This window comes from Cellulosimicrobium sp. BMG9.23 (genome assembly GCF_059159985.1).
Genome location: NZ_JBZGBZ010000002.1, coordinates 385,509 through 406,962, shown reverse-complemented (window position 1 = coordinate 406,962; position 21,454 = coordinate 385,509). Strand labels below are relative to the sequence as shown.

Below are 21,454 nucleotides of genomic sequence, written 5' to 3'. Positions count from 1 at the left end.
CACGACATCCCCCGTCGACCCTGAGGTCGTGAACGCACAGCGCCCCCAGCCTCGGCGGGGGGTGTCGCTCCGGGACGCGGGTCCGCCGGTCGCGCTGGTGGTCGTCTTCGCCGTCTTCGCGGCCCTCAGCCCCGGCTTCCGGACCCTTGCCAACGTGCAGAACGTCCTGGATGCCGCGGCGGTGCTCATGGTCGTGACCTGCGGCATCACCTTCGTGCTCATGATGGGGTCGATCGACCTGTCCGTCCCCGGGATCATGGGGGCGTCCGCCATCACGGTCGCCCTCCTGGTCGCCAACAACCGCAACGACAACGACCTCGGGCTCCTCGGGGTCGTGGTCGCGGTCCTCCTCGCGGCCGGGCTCGGCTGCCTGAGCGGGCTCGCCCTGGTCGTGCTGAAGGTGCCGTCGTTCATGACCACCCTCGGGGTCTCCGCCGTGGGGCTGGGCGTGGCCACCCTCCTGTTCGCGGGCGTGCAGCCCAACGTCTCCGACGCGATGCTCGAGGGTTGGGCGGTCGAGCGGTTCCTCGGCCTGTCCCAGCTGACCTGGATCGCGTTCGCCTGCGTGCTCGTGGGCTGGCTGGTGCAGCGCTACTCGCGCCTGGGCCGGTACGCCTTCGCGATCGGCGGGGCCGAGGAGGTGCTGGCGCTCTCCGGGGTGCGGATCGCGCCCTACAAGGTGGCGGTCTTCACGATGGCCGGCGCGTTCTACGGGCTCGCCGGCGTGATGGTCACCAGCCAGCTCAGCGCCGGCCTCGTCCAGGCGGGCAGGGGCTACGACTTCGCGGCCATCACGGCGGCCGTGGTCGGCGGCACCCTGCTCACCGGCGGGCGCGGCGGCGTCCTCCACTCCGCGGTCGGGGTCCTGCTCGTGACGGTCCTCACCAACGGCCTCGTCCAGATCGGCGTGAGCCCGTACTGGCAGGGCGGTGTCCAGGGCCTCATCGTCGTCGCGGCCGTCGCGGCCGCGGTCATCCCCCAGCGTCGTAGGAACCAGGTGACGAAGTGACCATGAACCTGCAGATCGAACCCGAGTCGTTGGCGCCCGCACCCGTGCCCGCGCTGGAGGTGCGCGGCCTGGTCAAGCACTACCCGGGCGTCAAGGCGCTCGACGGCGTCGACCTCGTCGTGCGCCGGAACGAGGTGCTCGGGCTCGCCGGCGAGAACGGCGCCGGCAAGTCCACGCTGCTCAAGGCCCTGGTCGGGCTCGTGAAGCCGGACGACGGCGAGATCTGGGTGCGCGGAGAGCGTGTCCGCCTCAGGAGCGTCGTCGAGGCCGCCGACCACGGCATCGGCATGGTCTTCCAGGAGCAGTCGCTCGTCCCGAACCTCACCGCGGCCGAGAACATCGTGCTCGGGAGCGAGGGACCGGGCGTGCGCCGCGGCATCTACCGCTGGGACACGATGCGCCGGCTCGCGCAGGAGCAGCTGGACAAGATCGGGTCGCACATCGACCCGCTGGCCCGCACCGACACCCTGACGTTCGCCGACCGACAGATGGTCGAGATCGCCAAGGTGCTCCGCATCGAGGAGCGCACGTCCCACCCGCCGGTGATCATCCTCGACGAGCCGACGTCGGTGCTCGAGTCCCAGGAGATCGAGACCCTCTTCACCCAGATCCGCCGGCTGCGCGAGTTCGCGTCCGTCGTCTTCGTCTCGCACCGGCTCGACGAGGTGCTCGACGTCTGCGACCGGGTCGCGGTGCTCCGCAGCGGCCGTTCCGTGGGCGAGGTGCCCGCCGAGGGCGCGGTCCCGGGCGACCTGCACCGGATGATGATCGGCTCGACCGGGGCCGACGACCACTACCACGAGGCGGCCGCCGAACGGTCCGACGAGCCCCGCAGACCCCGCCTCGTCGTGCGCGGCCTGACCGGCGCCGCGTTCCGCGACGTCGACCTGGACGTGCACGCCGGCGAGATCGTCGGCATCGTCGGCGTCCACGGCTCCGGCCGTGAGGACGTGTGCCGGGCGCTCTTCGGTGCCGAGCCCACCACGGCCGGGGAGGTCGTCCTCGACGGCGAGAAGCTCGACCTGTCCGGCACCCGCGCGGCGTGCGCGGCGGGCGTCGGCTACGTCCCGGCCGAGCGCAAGACCGAGGGCATGGTCGGCCCGATGTCGGTCGCCGAGAACATGACGCTCGCCAAGCAGGGCTCGCGCTGCACCGGCCCCCTGGTGAGCCCGCGGAAGCAGGCGACGCTGGTCGACCGGTGGATCGAGAGGCTCTCGATCCGTACCCCGCACCGGAGCACGGCGATCCAGCGCCTGTCGGGCGGTAACCAGCAGAAGGTCGTCCTGGCCCGCTGGCTCGTCTCCGGCGACGTCCGGCTGTTGCTGCTCGACCACCCGACGCGAGGCCTCGACATCGGGGCGCGCTCGGAGGTGTACCGCCTGATCCGTGAGCTCGCCAACAGCGGCGTGGCGACGGTGCTGCTGGCCGACAGCCTCGAGGAGGCGATCGGCATGTCCGACCGGATCGTCGTGATGAGCGACGGCCGTGCCACCACGGAGGTCGCCGCTCCCGCCGGGGGCAAGCCGTCCCCGCTCGACCTCGTCAAGGAGATGGTCTGAGCATGTCCGCTCCCGTCCTCACCAAGCCGGTCCTCGACCCGGTCGTCACCGGCCGCCCCACCATGGGCCAGCGGCTCACGTCGTTCATGCCGGTCATCGCGCTCGTCGCGCTGCTGGCGGCGCTGACCGTCGCCGACCCGGACTTCATGACCCAGAGCAGCCTCACCGCGGTGGTCCGGACGTCGGCACCGCTCATCGTCCTCGCCGCCGGTGCCACCGTGGTGGTCCTGTGCGGCGGCATCGACCTGTCGATCGCCGCGCTCTGCTCGTTGTCGACGGTCTTCTTCGCGCTGTGGCTGCCCGACCTGGGCGGGCTCACCACCCTCGCGGTCGTCGCGGCCGCCGGCGCGATCGGAGCCCTGCAGGGCACGCTCCACGTGCTGCTCCGCATCCCGTCGTTCATCGTCACCCTCGGCGGGATGAGCATCTTCTCCGCGATCGCCCTCGTGATCTCCGACGCCGGCCCGATCCGGGTCGTCGACCGGGACACCACCAACTGGCTCACGCTCTACGTCGGCGGCGTGGTGCCGATGGCCTTCCTCGTCGCGCTGCTCGTCGTCGCGGTCGTCTCCCTGGTCCTGCGGCTCACGCCGCTCCTGAGCTGGGTCCGCGCCACCGGCTACTCCGAGTCGGCGGCCCGGCTCGCCGGTGCGCCGGTGGACCTGGTCAAGGTCGGCGCCTTCACCCTCTCCGGCGCGTGCGCGGGCCTGGCCGCCGTCATGCTCGTCTCGCGGAACTTCAGCGGCAGCCCGACCATGGCCGACAACCTGCTGCTGCCGGCGGTGGCGGCCATCGTGGTGGGCGGCACCGCCATCACCGGCGGTCACGGTTCCCTCTGGCGCAGCCTCGCCGGAGCGCTCGTGGTGACCCTGCTGCGCGTCGGGCTGCCGATCGTCGGCGTCCCGTCGGCCTGGGAGCAGATCCTCTACGGAGCGATCATCGTCGCCGCCGTCGCGCTCACCCTCGACCGATCGAAGGTGCTGATCATCAAGTAGCCGCAACCGGCCGGCAACCGTCCGACCGCGCCCGTCCGACCGACCCGTCCCCGACACCTGGAAGGCTCCCATGTCCGAGAGCACCCTTCTCCTGCCCGCCGTCTCCTCGTTCCTCTCCTCGCCCAAGCAGCTGCTGATCGACGGCGAGTGGGTGGACGCCAAGGACGGCCAGACCTTCGCGACGGTCAACCCTGCGTCCGAGGACGTCCTCGTCCAGGTCGCCCAAGCCTCGGCGGTCGACGCCGACCGGGCGGTCCAGGCGGCCCGCACCGCGTTCGAGTCCGGGTCTCCCTGGTCGCGGATGACCCCGCGCGAGCGTTCGCACCTGCTGTGGCGCATCGGCGACATGATCGAGGAGCGCACCGAGGAGTTCGCGCAGCTCGAGTCGCTCGACAACGGCAAGAGCCTCGCGTCCGCCCGGGGCGACGTCGGCGTGGCCGCCGAGCTGTTCCGGTACTTCGCCGGCTGGGCCACCAAGATGGAGGGCACGACGATCCCGATGTCGGTGCCCGGCCGCGACTTCCACGCCTACACCCGCCGCGAGGCCATCGGCGTCGTCGCCGGGATCGTGCCGTGGAACTTCCCGCTGACGATGGCCTGCTTCAAGATCGTCCCGTCGATCACGGCGGGCAACACCGTCGTGCTCAAGCCCGCCGAGCAGACCCCGCTCACCGCGCTCCGCCTCGGCGAGCTGCTGCTCGAGGCCGGTGTCCCGGCCGGGGTCGTCAACGTCCTGCCGGGCTTCGGGGACGCGGGCGCCGCCCTGGTCGACCACGTCGGCGTCGACAAGGTCGCCTTCACCGGCAGCACCGAGGTCGGCAAGAAGATCGCCGCCGGCGCCTCGAAGAACCTCAAGAAGGTGTCGCTGGAGCTGGGCGGCAAGGCGCCCAACATCGTCTTCGCCGACGCCGACCTCGACGCCGCGATCGCCGGAGCGGCCCTGGCGGGCTTCTTCAACGAGGGCCAGTGCTGCGTCAACGGCTCTCGCCTGTACGTCCAGCGCGAGGTGTTCGACCAGGTGATCGAGGGCGTCGCCGCGGCGGCGCGGGCGATCAGGGTCGGCGACGCCTTCGACCCGTCGACCACGATGGGGCCGCTGGTCTCGCAGGAGCAGCACGAGAAGGTCATGGGCTACGTCCGTGGCGCGGTCGCCGACGGCGCCACGCTCGCTGCGGGCAGCCCCGACCCGGCGGCCGACCGCGGCTTCTTCTTCTCCCCGACGCTCATCACCGACGTCACGGAGCAGATGGCCGTCCAGACCGACGAGATCTTCGGGCCCGTCGTCACGGCGATCCCGTTCGACACCGAGGACGAGGTCGTCGCGGCGGCGAACAACACCGTCTACGGCCTGGCGGCCGGCGTGTGGTCGCGCGACCTCGGCACGGCACACCGTGTCGGGAGCAGGCTGCGGGCCGGCACGGTCTGGCTCAACACGTGGCACGCCGACGACGTCACGCTCCCGCGTGGCGGCTTCAAGCAGTCCGGGTGGGGCCGCGAGCTGGGGTCGTTCGGCCTGGACGACTACACGGAGCTCAAGACGGTCATCGCCGAGCTCCGCTGAGCGGGTTCCGCAGGCGCTGAACCGGAACACCCGGAACACAGGAAGAAGCAGCAAGAACAGCACGAGCAGCAAGACCAGCGAGAACACGAGTCAGGTCTGCGCGGCCGGCCCCCGTTCGGGGGCCGGCTGCTCGGGCTGCCCTCCTGTCCGTGAGACCAGTGCGAAAGGGATTCAACGATGAACCTGTCACGCAGACCCGACCGGCGGCGCTCCGCGCGCCGCACCCTCCGCGCGCCCGCGCGGCTGGCCGCCATGCTGGCGGCCCTGGCGGTAGCCCTGCCCCTCGCGGGCGGTGTCGCGCACGCCGCCCCGGCGGCCACCTCGACCGCGCAGGCGGTGCCCGCCGGGACCGGCGCCGTCGCCGACGGCGTGCTGCGCGTCCTGCTGTTCTACAAGCCCAACTTCCACGCGTCCCACGTCCAGGCCCGTCAGGCCGTGCGCGACCTCGCCACCCAGCTGGGCACGGAGTACTCGCAGCCGGTCGAGATCCAGGAGACGGAGGACCCCGCCGCGTTCACCACGGAGAACCTCGCGGACAAGGACGCGGTGGTCTTCGCCCAGACCGGCGGTGTGCTGTTCGACGTGGACCAGCGGGCCGCGCTGGAGGGCTACATCCGGGGTGGCGGCGGCTACATGGGCCTGCACTACGCCGGCTGGTCGGTCGGGCAGAGCGAGCACGACGTGAACCCGTTCTACGCCCGGCTCGTCGGCGCGGTGTCCGAGGGCCACCCGGAGAACCCCGCGGTGCGCCCGGGGCGGGTCGTGGTGAAGGACACCACGCACCCGCTCACGCAGGGGCTGCCGGCTGAGCTCACGCGCAGCGACGAGTGGTACGACTGGGTGGTCAACCCGGCCCCGAACGTGCGCACCCTCCTCGAGGCCGACGAGTCCTCCTACGGCATGGGGCGCAACGGCACGAGCCACCCGATCACGTGGTGCCAGCAGATCGACTCCGGCCGGTCCTGGTACTCCGGGATGGGCCACGAGGGCACGGCCTACGCAGAGGCTCCGATCCGCACGCAGATGAAGAACGGCCTGGCCTACTCCGCCGGCCTCCTCCCCGCCGACTGCTCACCGCCGGTCAAGGCCGAGGAGGGTTCCTGGAGCGGGGTCACGCCCTGGCCGCTGGTCCCGATCAACGCCGCGCTGACGTCCGACGGTCGCGTCCAGTCTTTCGGCAGCGTCTCTGCGGGCTGCACCGACGGCACGCCCTACGACTTCGGCGGCAACTCGTGCGTCACGCAGGGCGGCCAGATGGAGATCGACGTCTGGGACCCCGCCGAGGAACGGACGACCACCAACGTCGGCTCGGGGATCGTCGCGAACCATACGTACACCGACCTGTTCTGCTCGATGCAGGTCCAGATGCCGCACCGCCGCGCCACCATGACCGTCGGCGGTGACGACGGCCTGGGCGGCAACGCGCCCAACGACGCGGCGATCGGCGTCACGAGCTACACGACGAACCAGGGCCTGCGCAACGAGGCCCCGATGAACTACCCCCGCTGGTACCCCACGGGCACGACCCTCCCCGACGGCTCGGTCGTCGTGCAGGGCGGCAGCCTCGAGGGTGGTCCCGGTGGCCCCGGTGTTCTCACCCCGGAGATCTACACCCCGGACGAGGGCAGCTCCTGGCGGCTCCTGGAGGGTGCCACCAGCGCGGCGGCGTACGGAGACGGCGGCAACGGCAACGGGCCCGACGAGAACCGCTGGTGGTACCCGCGCGCGTTCGTCGCGCCGGGCGACGGCAACGTCTTCAACATCACCGGTACCCAGATGTACGAGCTCGACCCGTCGGGCGACGGCGAGGTGATCCTCCGGGGCACCCTGCCCGCCGAGATCGCGAACCAGGGCGGCCTCGGCAACCCGGTCGGCGCCACGTCCACCGCGACCATGTACCGCCCCGGCAAGATCCTGCAGGTCGGCGGCGGCTGGTGGGCCAACGGCGGCGGTCCGGCCGGCGCCCGCGCGGGCTTCACCGTCGACATCACCGGCGGCACCGACGCTCCCGTGGTCGAGGCGACGCAGCCCATGGAGCACGCCCGGCACTGGGCCACCTCGACGGTGCTGCCCGACGGCAACGTGATCGTCACCGGCGGCTCGCGTGACAACAACGGCAACGGCGGCTACGTCACCGAGGCCGAGATCTGGAACCCCGACACCGGCGAGTGGACCACGGTGGACGTGCCCTACGAGCACGCCCGCCTCTACCACTCGGTCGCGCTGCTCCTGCCCGACGGTCGCCTCATGGTGGGCGGCGGCGGCACGCCGGGCCCGCGCAACTACACCGACGTGGAGTTCTACTCCCCGGCGTACCTCTTCGACGGCGACGAGCCGGCGGTGCGCCCGGAGGTCACGGGCGTCCCGGAGGAGGTCGGCTACGACGGCGTGTTCGACGTGCAGACCGACGCCGCGGTCTCCCGCGTGACCCTGGTCCGCAACGGCTCCGTGACGCACGGGTTCAACAACGACCAGAACTTCCAGGACCTGGCGTTCGCGCAGGACGGCGACACCCTCACGATCGAGACCCCGGTCGACGGCACGTACGCCCCGCCCGGTGCCTACATGGTCTTCGTCTTCGACGAGGACGGCACGCCGTCCGTGGCCGACATCGTCCAGATCGACCCCGAGGTCGAGATGGACTCCGTCGCCCCGCATCTGGTCGACCAGCTCGAGTACCCGCGGCTGCCCGCGGAGTGGCGCTCCGCCAACCCGCCCGCCGTCGTGGACGTCGAGCCGGGCAACGGCCGGATGTCCCCGTGGGAGGTCGACAGCACGGTCCAGCTGGTCCGTGCGGCCGCACCCAGCCAGGGTGGTCTCGGTCTGACCGGCTACCACCTCGGCGTGGGCAGCGAGGGCAGCCTGACCCGCACGCTCGAGGGACTCGACCCGGGCCGCGAGTACCGCCTCTCGCTGCGCTACGCCCGTGACAGCCGGTCCGCCGGCACCGCGCCCGGCACGGCCGACCTCTCGGTCGGCGACCTGTCGACGACTCTGACGGCAGCGACGGACGTGTCGTCGCAGAACGCGTTCGGCACGTACGTGGGGACCTTCACCGCCGGGGCGCGTTCCGAGGACCTGACCCTCACGGCCGGAGACTCCGGTGCGGGCGTCATGATCGACGACCTGGTGGTCGTGGGCTCCGACCCCGGCGCCTCCGACGTCCCCGTGCACTACGCGTTCGAGGAGGGCTCCGGCACCGCTGCCGCCAACACCGGCACGGACCCGTCGGTGGGCGCGGCCACGCTCACCGGGACGACCGGCTGGAGCGAGAACGGCGTGCTCGGCGGCGCGCTCGACCTCAGCGGCGGCACCAACGCCAACGCGGTCGACCTGCCGGACAACCTGCTCCAGGGCGAGGAGAGCTTCACCACCTCGTTCTGGGTGCGGCCCGACGTGAAGTCGGACTGGATCGGCCTGTTCCACGTCGGCGACGGGCTCGAGGGCGCCGGCAGCTTCTTCCAGATCCAGATGCAGACGAACGCCGCCGGCGCCACCGGGCTCGCGGCGACGTTCAAGGCGAAGGGCGACGACCTGCAGGAACGGGTCTACGCCGTGCCGACGCGTGACGTGGCGGTCGACGAGTGGAACCACGTCGCGTTCACCCGGCAGGGCGCGACCGGCACGCTGTACCTCAACGGCGAGCCGATCGCGTCCCGCGACGACCTGACGATCGACATGACCGACGTCGGGCCGACGACGAACAACTGGTTGGGTCGCAACGGCTACCCCGACCCGGCCTACGACGGTCTCATGGACGACGTCCGCGTCTACACGACGACCCTCGGCGACGCCGACATCGCGGCCCTGTACGCCGACGGCAGCGCGCTCCCGACGACCACCACGGTCACCGTCGAGCCGGGCTCTCCGTCGCCGTTCGGCGAGCCGGTCACCGTCTCGGCCACGATCGCGGCCGGGAGCGGCGCCACCCCTGAGGGCGTCGCCGAGCTGTGGGTCGACGGGACCCGCCGCGGCGGGCAGGTCGACCTGACGGACGGTGCGGTGACGTTCACCGACGTCGCGCTCTCGCCGGGCGACCACGACGTGGAGGTCCGCTTCCTCGCCGACGACGGGTGGCGCGACTCCGCGCAGACCGTGCAGCACACGGTCGAGCGGCCGCCGCCGGGCGAGGGGACACCGATCCACTACGCCTTCGACGAGGGTCAGGGTTCCACCGCGGCCAACACCGGCCTGGACAGCTCGGTCGGCTCGGCGACTCTCACCGGCGCGGCGGGCTGGACGACGGAGGGCCGGTTCGGGCCGGCGCTCAACCTGCCCGGTGGTCCGGGGTCGTCGGGCAACCAGGTCCGGCTGCCCGACAACATCGAGGCGGGGATGGAGGACCAGTTCAGCGTCTCCGTCTGGGCCCGTCCGGACACGCTGCCCACCTGGGTCCCGCTGGTGCAGATCGGCAGCAGCACCGACACGTTCTTCCTGCTGCAGTCCAACACCCAGACCAACGGGGCCACGGGCTTCGCGGCGACGTTCAAGGCGCCGGGCACCCCGGGCAGCGCCCAGGAGCGACTGGTCCTGGGCCAGGGCAACGACCTGCCGCTCAACGAGTGGACGCACGTGGTGTTCACCCAGAGCGGCTCGGTCGGGAAGATCTACTTCGACGGCGAGCTCCAGGCCACGCGTGAGGACTTCACCGTCGACATCGGCGACGTCGGGGTGGGCGGCCAGACGACGATGAACCTCGTCGGTGGCACCAGCTGGGGTGACGCCCGCTGGGACGGGCTGGTCGACGAGTTCCGGATGTTCGGCTACGAGCTGACCGCTGAGCAGGTGAGCGAGCTCCACGCCGGACCCGCGGCGAACGCTGCGCCGGTGGGCGCCGCCGACGCCTACGGCACGGTCGAGGACGAGCCGCTGACGGTCGAGGCGCCGGGGCTCCTGGCCAACGACACCGACGCCGACGGCGACGCCCTGACGGCGACGGGGCTCACGCAGCCCGCCGACGGCAAGGTCGTCATGGGTGCGGACGGGGCCTTCACCTACACGCCCGACAGCGGGTTCGCCGGCACGGACACGTTCACCTACCGGGCGTCCGACGGCACGGCCACGTCGGCGGCCACGACGGTGACGATCACCGTCGAGGAGGGTGAGCAGCCGCCCGTCAACACGGTTCCGGAGGCAGGGAACGACGGCTACGCGGCCGTGGGCGGGCAACCGCTGACGCTCCCGGCGCCCGGCGTCCTGGCCAACGACACCGACGCCGACGGCGACGTCCTCACGGCGACCGGGGTCACCCAGCCCGCCAACGGCGAGGTCACGCTGGAGGCGGACGGTTCCTTCACCTACACCTCCGTCACCGGGTTCTCCGGCAAGGACGTCTTCACCTACCGGGCCGACGACGGCGAGGACCTCTCCGCGCCGGCCACGGTGACGATCACGGTGGTGTCGCCGGCGTTGACGGCGGTGGCCGGGGTCGCCCTGCCCATCACCCACGGCACGGCAGGCACGGTCTCGGTGGCGGTGTCACCCGACACGGCCACGGGGACGGTAGAGCTGGGCGACGGGGACACGGTCCTCGCCGAGGCGACGATCGCCGACGGGCGAGGGACCATCGTCCTGCCCGCCGCCTCCCTCCCGCCGGGGGTCCACGACCTGGCCCTCCGGTACCGGGGTGATGCCGATCATCGGCCCTCCTCGTCGACGGTCAGGGTCGTCGTGGAAGGCGTGGCAGGGCCGGTGCTGGACGTGGAGGCCGCCGGACGGTGCCTCGCGGGGAAGGCGTACGTCTCCGTGCGCGCGGTCAACACCGGGGACGTCCCGCTCGACGTGACGCTCTCCACCCCGTTCGGCACGCGGACGGTCGCTGACGTCGCGCCGGGTGCGACGGCCTACCAGTCGTTCGCGTCGCGGTCGACGACGGTGGCGGCCGGAACGGCGAGCGCCGGTGCCGGGGGCCAGACGCTCCAGGCCCCGTACTCCGCCGTCAGCTGCGGCTGACGCACGAGAAGGGCGTGGGCCCGGAGGACGCATCCTCCGGGCCCACGCCCGTCCTCTCGACGACCGACGTGTCAGTCGTCGGCCAGGGCGGAGACGACGCCGGCGCGGCTCTCGTCCTCGCTGGCGAGCACGCCGCCGTTGGCGACGACGTCGGGAGTGATCTCGCTGAAGACCATGCGGACGTCCTGGCGGCGGGCCCCCAGGATCTCGACGGCGCTGTCGGCCACGGCCTTGGCGAAGTCTCGACGTTGCTCGAGGCTGCGGCCGCGCAGCAGCTCGACGGTGATGTTGGGCATGTCTTTCCTCCCGAGAGGGCCGCTGCGCACATCGGGTGTTCACGTCAGCGACCTTGATTCAGTGACATGAACCACGGTACGGCCACGGGGACCTGCCGTCCACGATTTCGCGACCTCGGTTCACACTCTTGACAAGAGTTCAGCCCGCTGCTTTGGTTGCGGGCACCTCCACCTACGGGAGCCACCATGCATCGCACGGCCGTCGTCCGTCGCTCGATCTTGTCCGGGCTCGTCGCCGGAGGCATCGTCGCCCTGGCCGCGACGTCGGCGACGGCCCACGTGACGATCACCCCCTCCACGACGGAGGCGGGCGCGACGGCCGTGCTCCGTGTCGCGATCCCGCACGGGTGCAGCGGGTCGGCGACCACCGCGATCGCGATCCGGCTGCCCGACGACGTCACGGACGTCAGCGCCGCCGACACCGACCGCTGGGCCGTCGAGGAGACTGCGGACGGCCTGACGTACTCGACCGACGAGCCGCTGCCGGACGGGGAGCTCGCCGAGCTCGAGCTCTCCGTGCGCCTGCCCGACGACGTCGGCGCGAACCTCGTCTTCCCGATCGTCCAGCGGTGCGAGGAGGGGGAGGAGGCGTGGACCGAGGTCACTGAGCGTCAAGAAGGCCAGGGTGCGCACCACGCCGACCACGCTGCCCGTCAGCAGGCCCTCGACGAGCTCGACCGGCCCGCGCCCGTCGTCGTCGTGACGTCCGGCACCGGGTCGGCGACCGCGGCCACCGGCGAGGGCCGACGCGTCCTGACCACCTACGCGGCGGTCGGCCTCCTGGGCGCGAGCGTCCTGGCGGCCGGAGTGGTCCTCGCACGACGCCGGCGACGTCCGTGACGCGGGTGGCTCGCGCGACGCGGCTCGTCGCCGGGAGGGGCGCCGGCGGCTGGCTGCTCCTGCTCGCCGTCGTCTGCGCGCTCGTCCTCGGCCCGGCGACCGGCGCGGCGGCCCACGCGACCCTCGTCGGCACCGACCCCGCGGAGGGCGCCGTGCTCGACACCGCCCCGGAGCGGGTCACCTTCACCTTCGACGAGTCCGTGATCGGCGTCCCCGCGGGGATCACGGTGTTCGACGCGACCGGCGACGAGGTGGCCTCGTCCGCGTCCGTCCAGGGGTCGCAGCTGTTCGTCGACCTCGACGAGGAGGTCGACGACGGCACGCTCGTGGTCCTGTGGCGCCTCGTGTCGGAGGACGGGCACCCGATCGGCGGCTCGCTGAGCTTTGCCGTCGGCGCCCCGAGCGCGGTGGTGGACGTGCCGACCACCGGTGCGGACGACGGCACCGAGGCCCCCGTCCTGCTCGGGCTGGTCCGCGCGCTGGGATACGTGGGTCTCCTCGTGGCCGCCGGGACGGCGGCCTTCACCGTCCTGTTCCTGCCCCGGGACCGGGTCGCCGACCGCTCGCGCGCTCGGCTCCGCCCGGTCGCTCGCGTGGCCGCGGGCGTGGCAGCGCTCGGCTGGTGCCTGGCGGTGCCGCTGGTGGCGCTCTACCAGCTCGGCCTGCCGCTGTCGGCGCTCGCCGACGGATCAGCATCGTTGTCGTCGTTGACGTCGCTCGCGCCGGCCGAGTACGTCGTGCCCGCCGTCGTGGTCGCAGGGCTGGCGCTGGCGGTCGCGTCGCTCCCGCAGGGCGCCGCCCCCGGCCGGACGCGGGTGGTCCTCGTGCTGGTCGGCTGCGTCCTGGCGGTCACCGCACCGGCGTTCACCGGGCACACGCGGGCCGCGACGCCCGAGGCGCTGGTGATCGCCGTGGACGTCCTGCACCTGGCCGCGGGATCCCTGTGGCTCGGCGGCCTCGTGGCGATCGCCCTGGTGCTCTCCGACCTCGCGCGGGGCGACGCCGCCGCCGTCGTGCTCGGTCGTTTCTCGTCCTGGGCCGCCGCTCTGCTGGCGGTGCTGGTGCTCGCCGGGGCGTTCCTGGCCTGGCGGATCGCCGGATCGTGGGAGGCGCTCGTCGGCTCCGACTCCGGCTACGGGACGCTCCTCCTCGTCAAGGTGCTCGTCGCGCTGGTCGCGATCGTCCTCGCCGCGTGGAACAGGTTCGTCCTGATGCCGCGCGTCCGGGCGGCCCCGCGCCCCCGCGACCGCGGGGCACCGGCGACAGCGGTGGTCCGGACCGCGGTCGTCGAGGCAGGCGTGCTCGTCGCGGTCCTGGTCGTCACCGGCTTCCTCGTGGACCGCAGCCCCGAGGCCGACGGATCGGTCACCTCCGCCGCCGCGGCGGGGTCGAGCGCCCAGGAGACCGTGCAGCTCGACGACATCTCGGCGCAGATCACCCTCGACCCGCTGCGCGTCGGACCCGCGACCCTCACCATCGAGATGACCGACGAGGCCGGTGCCCCCGCGGAGGGCTACGAGGCTCCCCGGCTCAGCCTGACGACCGACGGCGTGGACCTCGGGCTGGTGGAGGTCGCCTCGCTCGGTCCGGGCGTCTACGCCGGTGACGTGGTCCTGCCGACCACGGGGGAGTGGGAGGTACAGGTGTCGCTGCGCACCACGGAGTTCGACAATCCCGTTGGGACGGTGGCGTTCCGCGTCCCCTGACGGTCCCGGTCGGCGGGTAGCGTCTGCGGCAGGAGGTGCGGTGAACAAGACCGAGCGGCTCTACGCGATCGCCGAGGAGCTGCGCCGCGCAGGGCCGACGGGTACGACCGGGTCGCATCTCGCCTCGGCGCTCGAGGTCAGCGAGCGGACGATCAAGCGCGACGTCGCGGCGCTGCAGCAGGCGGGACTGACGATCTGGGCCCAGGCAGGCCCGGGCGGGGGCTACGTCCTCGACCCCAGCGCGACGCTGCCGCCCGTGAACTTCACGCCCGGGCAGGCCGTCGCCGTCGCCGTCGCGCTCGCGACGCTCCCGCCCGCGAGCCCGTTCGCCGTCGACGCCGCCGCCGCGCGCGGCAAGGTGTGGGACGCGCTCGGGTCGGGCGACCGCGAGCGCGCCGAGGCGCTCGCGGCGCGCGTCTGGGTGCGCCGGCCGTCTCCCGACGCCGCCGCCTCGCCCGACGCCGCAGCCTTGCCCGACGTCGTTGTCTCGCCCGGCGCCGTTGCGTCGCCGGACGTCGCTACCTCGCCCGACCCGGTCGCCTCGGCACCTGACGCACGGGCCGGCGGGGACGTCGTCGGGCGGGCACGGACGCACCTCGGGGTGCTGCGCGCCGTCGAGCAGTCGCTCGGGTCGTCGCGCGTCCTCGCGATCCGCTACCGGGACGGCCGCGGAGGGGAGACGACGCGCCGCGTCGAGCCGGTGATCCTCGCGCACACCGACGGTCGGTGGTACCTCGTGGCGTGGTGCCGCCTGCGCGAGGGGATCCGCTGGTTCCGCCTGTCGCGCGTCGTGCGCGCCGACGTGACCGCCGAGACCTACGTGCCGCGACCGGTCGCGGACGTGGGTGAGCCGCCCGCCGACGCCGTCGCGGTCTCCCGCGCGGGCTCGTCGAGCTGACGCAGCACGACGAGCAGCACGGCGGCCGTGACGCACGGGACGGTCGCGAGCCAGAACACCGCGGCGCCGTACCCGGGGACGAGGAGCGGGGCGAGCACGCCCACGAGGGCACCCACCTGGAGGACGGCGCCGAACACGCCGACGCCGCCGGCGAGCCCGCTCGGGAGCCAGCGCCCGAGCAGGACCGGGCCGAGCGACTGGAAGAGCGCCGCGAAGCCGGCGTACACGACCTGGGACAGCACGAGCGCGGCCACCCCGCCCCAGGTGGCGGACGCAGCGAACGAGGCGACGCCGAGGAGTGCCGCGACGACCAGCACGTGCCGTGCGCGGCCGCCCGGTACCGAGGTCGCGACGCGGCGCAGGACGAGGAGCTCGGTCACGGCCGTGACGACGAAGAGCGCGCTGACCCAGGACTGCGCGTGGCCTCCGGCCACGACGTGCAGCGGGAGGTAGACGAGCCGCAGGCTGTCGGCGCTCTTGAGCAGCACGAGGGCCAGGGTCGCCACGGCCAGGCCGAGCACGACGACGTGGAGCCCGGTCCCGCCGTGACCGGCCTGCCCGGTCCCGTCGCGACCGGCCGGGTCGGGACGATCCGCGGGGGCGTCCCGGGCGCCGTCTGCGGGTGCGGTGCTTGGTGCGGCGCCGCGAGCGGTGGCAGCGGTCGGCACGCGGACCGACCAGGTGAGGAGAGCGGCGGTCACCGTGGCCGCGGCGCCGAGGAGCACGGGGTCGAGCGGTCCGGGCAGCGCGACGGCGACGCCGTAGAGCGCGACCCCGAGCACGTACCCCAGGACGGAGAGCGAGCGGACCTGGGCGGAGAGCGCGGCGTCGTCGGTCGACGCCGCCGGACCGTCCGCCTGGATCGCGCGCACCGTCACGGGCATCGCCGCGACGAAGAGCATGGACAGGACGCCTCCGGCGTGGATCGCGGCGAGGGACGCCCCGGTGGTCGCGAGCACGAGCCCGGCGGCGGACCCGAGGAGGAGACCTGGGAGTGCGCCAGGACGACCGGTCCGCCCGAGGTGCCGGACGGCCAGGACGGAGAACGTGAACGCCGCGAGCGAGTTCACCGCGAAGAAGAGCGCGATCTGCGCCTTGGACAGTCCGGCGGCGTGCAGCGCGAGCGGGTAGCCCGGGGTGATGACGCCGGTCATCACCGCGACGAGCAGCCACGCCAGGCCGAGTCGGGACCGGATCAGGAGCGCCATGCGTCGCCCTGCGGCCCGAGCGGGACGTACTCGACCGACGGCCCCGCGCGGAACGCGTCGACGTCGAGACCCGAGCCGGCGACCGCGTCCACGACGCGCACCTCGGCCCCTCGCGCGATCTCGGCGCGCGCGTGCGCGGCGTCGGCGGCGTCGAGCACCGTGAGCGTGGTCCGGGGGGAGGGGAGCGGTGCGGTGTCCCGCAGCGCGCGGACGTGCCGGTCCATCGCGAGGAACGAGTCGAGCCACGCGTGGCCGCGCGGGACGTCGGTGCGCTGCGGGTAGTTCTCGACGAGTCGGACCGCCTGCGCCTCCGGCTCCGGGTGCTTGACGAGGAAGACGGCGCGGTTGCGCTGCCACTCGCGCACCCGGTCGGGGTCGAAGCGGACCACGTGGTGGTGGTCCCACGTCCAGGCGCGCGTGCTGTGCGCGATCGCGAGGCCCGCTCGGTGGGCGCGGTAGCCGAGGTCGGTGTCCTCCAGCCCCCACCCGCGGTAGTCGTCGTCGAAGCCTTCGAGCGCCCGGTACGCCTCCGCCGGCAGGGACAGGTTGCAGCTGAACTGCAGGTACCACGCGGCGGCGATGCGGGCGTAGTTGTGGGAGTAGACCGCCGTGACCCGTTCCCGGACCTCGGGTCGCCACGCGGTGCCGTCCGCGGGGGTGCGGTGGCGCCGGTGGCCGTTGAGCAGGATCCCGGGGACGGCCCGGTGCCAGCGCACGTGGTCCTGGAGCCAGCCGGGCGGCGCCTCCTGGTCGGCGTCGACGAGGACGAGGAGCTCGCCGCCCGCGACGGCGGCCCCCGCGTTGCGCGCCGCGGCGCGGTTGCCGTCCCCCTCGCGGCGCACGACCTGGACGTCCGCGGGACCGCCGAGGTCGCGCAGGACGTCCGCCACGGGCTCCTCGGAACCGTCGTCGACGACGACGATCTCGACCGGCACGTCGACGACCTGCTCCTGCACGGAGCGCACGAGCCGCCGCGCGTCGCGGATCCCGTCGCGGCAGATCGTCACGACCGACACCGACGCCGGGCTCATGCGCGGGCCCCGAGCGCCGCGAGCCGGGCCGAGGAGAGGACGTGCTCGGCGAGGTCGCGTGCGCCGTCGTGCGTGGCGAGGACCGCGCCGACCGCCTCGGCCCGGTGCCGCAGTGCCTTGTCGGCGAGGAGGCGTCGGACCGTAGGGACGAACCTCGAGGCGACGTCCGACGGGTCGAGGATCTCGCCCGCACCGAGCCCGACGGCGCGCCCCGCGTTCCACCGTTGCTCGTCCTGGCCGGGCAGCGCGAGCAGCGGGCGGCCGAGCGCGAGCGTCTCCATGACGCTCGTGTGCCCGCCGTGGGTGACGACGAGGTCGGCGGCGCTCGTCCACAGCATCGACTCGTCGGTGACCTGCAGGAGGCGGTCCGCCCGGTGGTCGGCGAGCAGCGCCGGGTCGACGTTCGGGCCGGTGACGAGGACGGTGTGCGCGGGCACGTCGCCGAGGAGCCCGCCGACGGTGCGCAGCGTGGCGTAGCCCTGCGCGGTGCCGCCGAGCGACACGAGGACGACAGGAGCGTGCGGGTCCAGGCCCAGGAGGGCGCGCGCCCGTGCCCGGTCAGGGATCGTGAGCGGGTCCGACGCGAGGACCGGGCCGACGTGCCGGATCTCGTCGACCGTCCGCAGCGCCGCGACCGACAGCGGGTCCCGGACGTCGGCGAGCGGCTCGAACACCGACCGGTCCGGCACGTAGACGACGTCGCCGAGCAGCCGGTCGGCGACGTCGCGCGGGACGCCGAGGTGGTGGAGCGCCGGGGTCACGTCCCGCACCACGTCCGGGAACGGGAAGGAGAAGAAGCCGGTGTTGACGATCGTGGCCGACCGCACGCCCTCGAGCCGCGCCGAGACCGGCCCGGTCACGCGGAAGTCGGCGAGCACGACGTCCGCCCCGACCTCGCGGATCAGGGCCCGCTCCTCGGCGAGCGCCCCGCGCAGGTAGTCCTCGTCCGCGAGGCGCAGGCGGGGCGCCGGTCCGCGCCCGGGCGACCTCGCGCCGTCGGGCGAGCCGGCGTCGTCGGGCGAGCCGGCGTCGTCGGGCACGGGTGTCAGGGGTGGCAGCTCGGTGAGGGTCGCGGTCGGGACGCCGCGCGCCTCGGGCCAACGCCGGGCGTCGGCGGCCGCCCCGACGACGACCTCGGCGCCGCGCGCCATGAGCTCGGTCGCGAGGCGCGTGGCGCGCACCACGTGCCCGAGGCCGTGGTAGAAGGGCAGGATCACGACGCGCACGGACGCTCCTTCGCGGCTCGGTCCGGCCGGCGGTGGCTCCGCGCGGCCGGGTGCGGTGGACGGACGGTCAGGCGAGCACGCCGCCCCGGAACCAGGCGGTCGCGCCCCGGTCGATGAGGACGGTCCCGCGTGGCCCGGCGGCGGTGATCGCGTTGACCCACAGCTCCTCGAGCCGCGCGCGGGCCGCGGCGACGCCCTCGTCGCGGGCGAGGAGGGCGAGGAGCTTCGTGGTGCCGGAGACGGTGTAGGCGCCGAGCTCGACGCGTGCCGCGCGCGCGAGGAAGCCCGGCACGTCGGCGCGGACGCGGCGCACCGCCCCGAGGAGGTCGGGGTCCTGCTCGACGAGGTGGAGGGTCGCGGGGTCGTCGAGGAAGCGGGTGAGGGTGTCCGCCGAGTCGAGCAGGCGACGGGTCTCGACGACGACGTGGAAGTTCTCCACGGGTTTGGTCACCGGGACGTCGGTGCCGGCGTCGATGTCGAGGACGGTCCACAGGAGCATGTCGCGCAGGTTGCCGGGCCAGATCTTCTGATTGGTGGTCGGGTGCGTGCCGGACCCGGCGTACGCGGCGCTCGTCTCGCTGTTGGTGGAGAACGAGTACACGCGCAGCCCGTCCTGCGCGACGGCGCGCGTCACCTCGACCTCGCGCGCGACCCGGCCGAGCGTGACGATGCCGGTCCCGCCCGAGCGGTGCACGACGGCCGCGAGGTCGTGCAGCAGGTCCAGCGTCGCGACGCCGTCGGGCTGTCCGTCGACGCTCAGACCCCACTGGCCGGTGCGGTCGAGCGCGATGCTGAACGGGTCGACGACGAGCTCGAGCCCCCTGTCCCGGGCCGCGACGGCGAGGCCTGCCACCGCACCCACCCACGACTCGCGCCGCCTCGCCCAGGCACCGAGGTCCGGGACGGTGTCGTCGAGGAGACGGACCACGACCCCTCGCAGCCCGAGCGCGGCGACCTCCGCCAGACGCACCGCGGCCGCCGCCGTGCCGAGCCGCTCGTAGCCGGGGATGCTCCGGCTCGGCAGCGCGGACCGCGCGTCGAGCCGCAGGTCCACGTCGAGCGGCTGCAGGAACGCGCCCGGGTCGATCGTCACGTCGCGTGCTTCGGTCAGTCGCCGCGACATGCCCGCGGCCCGCATCGTGGCAGACGCCTTCATCTGTCCTCCCCCCAGAGGATCGTCACGCTAGGGGCGGCGGTGGGAGCGCTGCCACATCTGTCCACATCGTGGACACCGCTGTGTCCACCGATTCGTGTTCCCCTACGCGGACCTGCCGGGACGGCGCGTCGGGGACCCGCGTGTGGGCGGCGCGCGTCAGACTCTCCCGGCAGGCGGCGAGAGGGACGGTGCGACATGGACCAGCAGAAGGCGCGGGAGATCAAGGCGCAGCTCGCGAACTACGCGCGCGAGCTCGCGGAGCGCAGCGGCGCGGTCATCGAGGCGAGCGGGGTGCCCGACGCCGCGGTGGACGTCGTGCGCGCCCCGTCCCTCGCGCTCGGGCTCGCCCCGCGCGACGGCGGCGGGTACGCCATCGCCGTGCGGTACCGGCTCGGTGTGCCCGCGGTGCGCAGCATCGCGCGCAAGATCGCGTCGGAGGCCGGGGACACGGTGGACGTGCGCCGCACCGGGCGGATCCGGCCGCTCGCAGGACCGGGGACAGCGCCGGACGCGGCCGACCCCTCGGCGCCCGGCGTCCGCCCCCCGGTCGTGACGGCACAGGCGTCGGGGGAGACGGGGCGCGTGCGACCGCTGCGCCCGGGTGTGTCGATCGCGAACGTCGACGTCACCGCCGGGACGCTCGGCGCGTTCGTCCGGGCGACGACGCCGGTCGAGGGCGCTGCCGCCGACGCCGTCTACGCGCTGTCGAACTGGCACGTGCTCGCGGGCTCGACGTCCGCGGAGGTCGGGGACGTCGTCGTGCAGCCGGGCCCTGCTGACGGCGGCAGGCCGCAGGACAGGGTGGGGACGCTCGCGCGTCTCGTGCCGCTCGCGGCGGGCGAGACGCAGACCGTCGACGCGGCGATCGCGCTGCTCGACGACGCGGAGGTGGACCCCGAGTACCCCGTCGGACGCATCACGACGACGGCGCGGGCCGAGGGCGGGGAGGCGGTCGGCAAGATCGGCCGCACCACGTCCGTCACGGCGGGGCAGGTCACGGCGATCGAGCTGGACGACGTGGTGGTCGGCTACGGCGACGAGCTCGGCGCGCTGCGCTTCGACGACCAGATCGAGGTCGAGTCCACGGGCACCGGCCCGTTCTCGCGCGGCGGCGACTCGGGATCGCTCGTGTACCGCGAGGACGGGGTCGCGCTCGGGCTGCTGTTCGCCGGCTCCGAGACCGGCGGGACGAACGGGTCCGGGCTCACGTACTGCAACGCGATCGACACGGTGCTCGAGCGCCTGGGTGTGACGCTGCTGGGGTGACGGAGGCCCGCAAGGACCTCCGCCCCGTGACCTCGCGGCCGGCAGGGTCCACAATGGGTCGAGGAGGTGGTGCCTCGTGGCGACCCTCGAACGAGCCCGCGACGCCAAGACGATGCTGCGCGACGAGATCGCGGGCACGGACGGCGTGACCGGCGTGGGCCTGACCCGGGCGGCCGCACGACCTGCACGGCAAGCCGCCGACGGGGGCCAGCAGGTCGGTGACGACTGGGTCGTGCGGGTCAACGTGACGTCGGACGACGTCGTGGTCCCGGACTCCGTGGACGGCGTGGACGTCGAGGTCCGCGTCGTCGGCGCAGTGCACGCCTCGGGATCGTCCGGGTAGTACGCCCTGGCCGTCGACTGCTACAGCACGTGGTCACCGATCAGCCGGTTGACGAGCGTGATGTCGACGCCCCGACCGAACTCGAGCTTGACCCGTCCCAGCCCGGAGAACCACAGCACGAGCTCCGAGTCGGTGTCCAGGGTGCCTGCGGTCTCGACCGAGTACGCCTGGATCTTGCTGTACGGCAGCGTCGTGTAGTCCTTCTTCTTCCCCGTCATCCCCTGCACGTTGAGCGCCACGATGCGCTTGTTCGTGAAGGTGACCGAGTCGCGGATGCCCTTGAACGCCAGGTACACCTGCTCGTTCGGGTGCAGCACCGGCGCAAGGTCCTTGTGCGCCTGGTCGGTGGCCCACGGGTTGAGCTTGACGAACGTGGCGTTCTGGAAGTCGATCACGGTTCTCCATCAA

General features: G+C 73.4%; 16 protein-coding genes. 10 read left to right on the top strand and 6 right to left on the bottom strand.

The genetic code is table 11. The features are described 5' to 3' along the window. The first annotated feature begins 28 nt into the window (after positions 1 to 28). From AC4H2G_RS03900 to AC4H2G_RS03880, 5 genes are all read left to right on the top strand, one after another. Entirely contained in the window at positions 29 to 1,009 is a 981-nt protein-coding gene (locus AC4H2G_RS03900; RefSeq protein WP_494364439.1) for an ABC transporter permease, read from the top strand. 2 nt (positions 1,010 to 1,011) lie between these two features. After that, positions 1,012 to 2,568: a sugar ABC transporter ATP-binding protein gene (locus tag AC4H2G_RS03895; protein WP_494364438.1), complete on the top strand. Its 1,557-nt coding sequence runs from the start codon at positions 1,012 to 1,014 to the stop codon at positions 2,566 to 2,568. A gap of 2 nt (positions 2,569 to 2,570) precedes the next feature. After that, on the top strand, positions 2,571 to 3,563 hold the full coding sequence (locus AC4H2G_RS03890) for an ABC transporter permease (RefSeq protein WP_494364437.1): 993 nt from the start codon (positions 2,571 to 2,573) through the stop codon (positions 3,561 to 3,563). A gap of 70 nt (positions 3,564 to 3,633) precedes the next feature. After that, positions 3,634 to 5,124, top strand: coding sequence for an aldehyde dehydrogenase family protein (locus AC4H2G_RS03885; protein ID WP_494364436.1), 1,491 nt, complete (start codon positions 3,634 to 3,636; stop codon positions 5,122 to 5,124). Positions 5,125 to 5,301: 177 nt separating this feature from the next. Beyond that, positions 5,302 to 11,076, top strand: coding sequence for a LamG-like jellyroll fold domain-containing protein (locus AC4H2G_RS03880; protein ID WP_494364435.1), 5,775 nt, complete (start codon positions 5,302 to 5,304; stop codon positions 11,074 to 11,076). 71 nt (positions 11,077 to 11,147) lie between these two features. On the opposite strand, the gene AC4H2G_RS03875 is transcribed toward AC4H2G_RS03880, so the two are convergent. After that, positions 11,148 to 11,372 carry a tautomerase family protein gene (locus tag AC4H2G_RS03875; RefSeq protein WP_494364434.1) on the bottom strand — a complete coding sequence of 75 codons (225 nt, stop codon included), beginning with the start codon at positions 11,370 to 11,372 and terminating at the stop codon, positions 11,148 to 11,150. Between the two features lie 186 nt (positions 11,373 to 11,558). Here AC4H2G_RS03875 and AC4H2G_RS03870 point away from each other — a divergent pair, with 186 nt between their 5' ends. From AC4H2G_RS03870 to AC4H2G_RS03860, 3 genes are read left to right on the top strand one after another with little or no spacing between them, the layout of a single operon-like run. Then, on the top strand, positions 11,559 to 12,212 hold the full coding sequence (locus AC4H2G_RS03870; protein WP_494364433.1) for a YcnI family copper-binding membrane protein: 654 nt from the start codon (positions 11,559 to 11,561) through the stop codon (positions 12,210 to 12,212). A gap of 5 nt (positions 12,213 to 12,217) precedes the next feature. Further along, on the top strand, positions 12,218 to 13,918 hold the full coding sequence (locus AC4H2G_RS03865) for a copper resistance CopC/CopD family protein (protein ID WP_494364432.1): 1,701 nt from the start codon (positions 12,218 to 12,220) through the stop codon (positions 13,916 to 13,918). Positions 13,919 to 13,958: 40 nt separating this feature from the next. Next, complete coding sequence (locus AC4H2G_RS03860) at positions 13,959 to 14,816, top strand: helix-turn-helix transcriptional regulator (RefSeq protein ID WP_494364431.1); 858 nt, start codon at positions 13,959 to 13,961, stop codon at positions 14,814 to 14,816. Here AC4H2G_RS03860 and AC4H2G_RS03855 read toward each other — a convergent pair. The 4 genes from AC4H2G_RS03855 to AC4H2G_RS03840 all read right to left on the bottom strand — a co-directional run bounded on the left by AC4H2G_RS03855 (position 14,735) and on the right by AC4H2G_RS03840 (position 19,437). Further along, positions 14,735 to 16,024, bottom strand: a complete 1,290-nt coding sequence (locus tag AC4H2G_RS03855) for an MFS transporter (protein ID WP_494364430.1) — start codon at positions 16,022 to 16,024, stop codon at positions 14,735 to 14,737. The genes AC4H2G_RS03860 and AC4H2G_RS03855 overlap by 82 nt on opposite strands. Beyond that, complete coding sequence (locus tag AC4H2G_RS03850) at positions 16,012 to 17,055, bottom strand: glycosyltransferase family 2 protein (protein ID WP_494364429.1); 1,044 nt, start codon at positions 17,053 to 17,055, stop codon at positions 16,012 to 16,014. The genes AC4H2G_RS03855 and AC4H2G_RS03850 overlap by 13 nt, the downstream gene beginning before the upstream one ends. Beyond that, the gene (locus tag AC4H2G_RS03845) at positions 17,052 to 18,281 is read right to left on the bottom strand and encodes a glycosyltransferase (RefSeq protein WP_494364428.1); all 1,230 of its coding nucleotides are present in this window, start codon (positions 18,279 to 18,281) and stop codon (positions 17,052 to 17,054) included. The genes AC4H2G_RS03850 and AC4H2G_RS03845 overlap by 4 nt, the downstream gene beginning before the upstream one ends. Before the next feature lie 67 nt (positions 18,282 to 18,348). Beyond that, positions 18,349 to 19,437 (bottom strand): hypothetical protein, encoded by a 1,089-nt coding sequence (locus AC4H2G_RS03840; protein WP_494364427.1) that lies wholly within the window; start codon positions 19,435 to 19,437, stop codon positions 18,349 to 18,351. 195 nt (positions 19,438 to 19,632) lie between these two features. On the opposite strand from AC4H2G_RS03840, the gene AC4H2G_RS03835 reads away from it, so the two are divergent. Next, positions 19,633 to 20,703: a chymotrypsin family serine protease gene (locus AC4H2G_RS03835; protein ID WP_494364426.1), complete on the top strand. Its 1,071-nt coding sequence runs from the start codon at positions 19,633 to 19,635 to the stop codon at positions 20,701 to 20,703. A 76-nt stretch (positions 20,704 to 20,779) separates the two neighbouring features. Next, the gene (locus AC4H2G_RS03830; protein WP_494364425.1) at positions 20,780 to 21,046 is read left to right on the top strand and encodes a hypothetical protein; all 267 of its coding nucleotides are present in this window, start codon (positions 20,780 to 20,782) and stop codon (positions 21,044 to 21,046) included. 20 nt (positions 21,047 to 21,066) lie between these two features. On the opposite strand, the gene AC4H2G_RS03825 is transcribed toward AC4H2G_RS03830, so the two are convergent. Continuing rightward, positions 21,067 to 21,441, bottom strand: a complete 375-nt coding sequence (locus AC4H2G_RS03825; RefSeq protein WP_494364424.1) for a PH domain-containing protein — start codon at positions 21,439 to 21,441, stop codon at positions 21,067 to 21,069. Positions 21,442 to 21,454: the final 13 nt, after the last annotated feature.

Bases quoted from the DNA above. Each gene is read 5' to 3' on its own strand.
- AC4H2G_RS03895 (WP_494364438.1), top strand. From the start codon at position 1,012: ATGAACCTGCAGATCGAACCCGAGTCGTTGGCGCCCGCACCCGTGCCC.
- AC4H2G_RS03890 (WP_494364437.1), top strand. From the start codon at position 2,571: ATGTCCGCTCCCGTCCTCACCAAGCCGGTCCTCGACCCGGTCGTCACC.
- AC4H2G_RS03885 (WP_494364436.1), top strand. From the start codon at position 3,634: ATGTCCGAGAGCACCCTTCTCCTGCCCGCCGTCTCCTCGTTCCTCTCC.
- AC4H2G_RS03880 (WP_494364435.1), top strand. From the start codon at position 5,302: ATGAACCTGTCACGCAGACCCGACCGGCGGCGCTCCGCGCGCCGCACC.
- AC4H2G_RS03875 (WP_494364434.1), bottom strand. From the start codon at position 11,372: ATGCCCAACATCACCGTCGAGCTGCTGCGCGGCCGCAGCCTCGAGCAA.
- AC4H2G_RS03870 (WP_494364433.1), top strand. From the start codon at position 11,559: ATGCATCGCACGGCCGTCGTCCGTCGCTCGATCTTGTCCGGGCTCGTC.
- AC4H2G_RS03855 (WP_494364430.1), bottom strand. From the start codon at position 16,024: ATGGCGCTCCTGATCCGGTCCCGACTCGGCCTGGCGTGGCTGCTCGTC.
- AC4H2G_RS03850 (WP_494364429.1), bottom strand. From the start codon at position 17,055: ATGAGCCCGGCGTCGGTGTCGGTCGTGACGATCTGCCGCGACGGGATC.
- AC4H2G_RS03840 (WP_494364427.1), bottom strand. From the start codon at position 19,437: ATGAAGGCGTCTGCCACGATGCGGGCCGCGGGCATGTCGCGGCGACTG.
- AC4H2G_RS03835 (WP_494364426.1), top strand. From the start codon at position 19,633: ATGGACCAGCAGAAGGCGCGGGAGATCAAGGCGCAGCTCGCGAACTAC.